Origin of the sequence: Kribbella pittospori (genome assembly GCF_004331465.1) — a bacterium.
In the GTDB taxonomy this organism is placed as follows: Bacteria; Actinomycetota; Actinomycetes; order Propionibacteriales; family Kribbellaceae; genus Kribbella; species Kribbella pittospori.
On sequence record NZ_SJKB01000047.1, the window covers coordinates 1 to 3,525 of the forward strand.

The 3,525-nt window shown below is 55.6% G+C and carries 2 rRNA genes; both read right to left on the reverse strand.

Annotated features, from left to right (window positions below):
• Positions 1-25: 25 nt before the first annotated feature.
• Positions 26-143: ribosomal RNA gene (rrf, locus tag E0H73_RS45540) — 5S ribosomal RNA — on the reverse strand.
• Positions 144-315: 172 nt separating this feature from the next.
• Positions 316-3,445, reverse strand: a 23S ribosomal RNA gene (locus E0H73_RS45545).
• Between the last annotated feature and the right edge of the window lie 80 nt (positions 3,446-3,525).

Genomic DNA, 3,525 nt, shown 5'->3' on the forward strand with positions numbered 1-3,525 from the left:
TGGGGTGGCCCTTAACAGTGTGAATGTCCGGCGGCGTCCTACTCTCCCACGACCTCCCGGTCGCAGTACCATCGGCGCTGTCGGGCTTAACTTCCAGGTTCGGAATGGAGACTGGGTGTTTCCCCGACGCTATGGCCACCGAAACTCTATCGAAATATCAAACCAACCACACTGCTCAAGCCACACACCCTCTGATGTTGCTGGGGGTGTCGGCGGGCTGGGGGTTGACCGTATTCCGGGAACCGTACAGTGAACGCGAACATGTCTGTTACATAGCGCAGCCTTGTCAGTTTGTTCCACACAGATGTGTGGGTGTGTGACAAGCCCTCGGCCTATTAGTACCAGTCAGCTACACACCTTGCGATGCTTCCACTTCTGGCCTATCAACCCAGTGGTCTACTGGGGGCCTTACCCGGTTAACCCGGTGGGAGACCTCATCTTGAAGCGTGCTTCCCGCTTAGATGCTTTCAGCGGTTATCACTCCCGAACGTAGCCAACCAGCCGTGCTCCTGGCGGAACAACTGGCACACCAGAGGTTCGTCCACCCCGGTCCTCTCGTACTAGGGGCAGCCCTTCTCAAGTCTCCTGCGCGCGCAGCGGATAGGGACCGAACTGTCTCACGACGTTCTAAACCCAGCTCGCGTGCCGCTTTAATGGGCGAACAGCCCAACCCTTGGGACCTACTCCAGCCCCAGGATGCGACGAGCCGACATCGAGGTGCCAAACCATCCCGTCGATATGGACTCTTGGGGAAGATCAGCCTGTTATCCCCGGGGTACCTTTTATCCGTTGAGCGACGGTGCTCCCACATGCCACCGCCGGATCACTAGTTCCGACTTTCGTCCCTGCTCGACATGTCTGTCTCACAGTCAAGCTCCCTTGTGCACTTACACTCGACACCTGATTGCCAACCAGGCTGAGGGAACCTTTGAGCGCCTCCGTTACCTTTTAGGAGGCGACCGCCCCAGTCAAACTACCCACCAGGCACTGTCCCTGATCCGGATAACGGACCAAAGTTAGACAGCCAGAACAACCAGAGTGGTATTTCAACGATGACTCCACCCGAACTGGCGTCCGAGCTTCACAGTCTCCCACCTATCCTACACAAGTTGTACCGACCACCAATACCAAGTTGTAGTAAAGGTCCCGGGGTCTTTCCGTCCTGCTGCGCGTAACGAGCATCTTTACTCGTAATGCAATTTCGCCGAGTCCACGGTTGAGACAGCGCCCAAGTCGTTACGCCATTCGTGCAGGTCGGAACTTACCCGACAAGGAATTTCGCTACCTTAGGATGGTTATAGTTACCACCGCCGTTTACTGGCGCTTAAGTTCAAAGCTTCGCCGGCCCTAAAGCCAGCTAACCTGTCCCCTTAACGTTCCAGCACCGGGCAGGCGTCAGTCCGTATACATCGAATTACTTCTTCGCACGGACCTGTGTTTTTAGTAAACAGTCGCTTGGGCCTGGTCTCTGCGGCCATCACCGCTTCCCTCAGCAAGTGAGGTAACGGTTCCGGCCCCCCTTCTCCCGAAGTTACGGGGGCATTTTGCCGAGTTCCTTAACCATGGTTCACTCGATCGCCTCGGTATTCTCTACCTGATCACCTGTGTCGGTTTGGGGTACGGGCGGCTCTAACACTCACTGCGAAGTTTTTCTCGGCAGCATGGGATCATCCACTTCCCCTAAACGGGTCCGCCTCGGCTCTCAGGCTATGTGAGACACGGATTTGCCTATGCCTCGCCCTACCACCTTGCCCGCGGATCAGCTTACGCCTACCATCGCCGCGGTTGGACTACCCTCCTGCGTCACTCCTCAATGCACCTACTACCACCTCGGGTCACCAACGCCACCGATCCGTCCGAAGACATCACAGCCTTGTTGGTTTAGCATCAGCGGGTTCGGTCGGGTCGTGTTAATGCCGGTACGGGAATATCAACCCGTTGTCCATCGACTACGCCTGTCGGCCTCGCCTTAGGTCCCGACTTACCCAGGGCAGATTAGCTTGACCCTGGAACCCTTGATCATCCGGCGGACGGGTTTCTCACCCGTCATTCGCTACTCATGCCTGCATTCTCACTCGTGCAGCATCCACAACTCCATCACTAGGCTGCTTCACACGCTGCACGACGCTCCCCTACCCATCCACACACCTGGATGAAGCCTCGAAAGACTTCACCGGGTACGAGTGTGAATGCCACAGCTTCGGCGGATTGCTTGAGCCCCGCTACATTGTCGGCGCGGAATCACTTGACCAGTGAGCTATTACGCACTCTTTCAAGGGTGGCTGCTTCTAAGCCAACCTCCTGGTTGTCTGGGCAACTCCACATCCTTTTCCACTTAGCAATCGCTTAGGGGCCTTAGCTGGTGATCTGGGCTGTTTCCCTCTCGACTACGGAGCTTATCCCCCGCAGTCTCACTGCCGCGCTCTCACTTACCGGCATTCGGAGTTTGGCTGATTTCGGTAAGCCGGTAAGCCCCCTAGACCATCCAGTGCTCTACCTCCGGTAAGAAACACGCGACGCTGCACCTATATGCATTTCGGGGAGAACCAGCTATCACGGAGTTTGATTGGCCTTTCACCCCTATCCACAGGTCATCCCCCAGGTTTTCAACCCTGGTGGGTTCGGTCCTCCACGCGGTCTTACCCACGCTTCAACCTGCCCATGGATAGATCACTCCGCTTCGGGTCTAGAGCATGCGACTAAAACGCCCTATTCAGACTCGCTTTCGCTACGGCTACCCCACACGGGTTAACCTCGCCACACACCACTAACTCGCAGGCTCATTCTTCAAAAGGCACGCCGTCACACCCCACAAGGAGATGCTCCGACGGATTGTAGGCAACCGGTTTCAGGTACTATTTCACTCCCCTCCCGGGGTACTTTTCATCTTTCCCTCACGGTACTAGTCCGCTATCGGTCACCAAGAAGTATTTAGGCTTAGCGGGTGGTCCCGCCAGATTCACACAAGATTTCAAGAGTCCCGTGCTACTCGGGAAAACACTCGAGAGTCACCGTCTTACGCCTACGGGGCCATAACCCACTACGGCTCAACATTCCAGAAGATTCGACTTCAACGATGATTTATAACTCTCCGGACCCACGGCATTAGGCCCTGAATGCTCCCACAACCCCACATACGCAACGCACGCCGGCTATCACACGCACATGGTTTAGCCTCATCCGCTTTCGCTCGCCACTACTCACGGAATCACAATTGTTTTCTCTTCCTGCGGGTACTGAGATGTTTCACTTCCCCGCGTTCCCTCCAGAACCCTATGTGTTCAGGCACTGGTAACTGGCTTTAGAATGCCAGCTGGGTTTCCCCATTCGGACACCCCCGGATCACAGCTTGGTTGCCAACTCCCCGGGGCTTATCGCAGGCTCCAACGTCCTTCATCGGCTCTTGGTACCAAGACATCCACCGATTGCCCTTAGTAGCTTGTCACAAAAACAAACAACAAAAAGCAAAATTACGCTACAAAGAGATGCTCGCGTCCACTATACAGTTCTCAAAATACGGGCAGG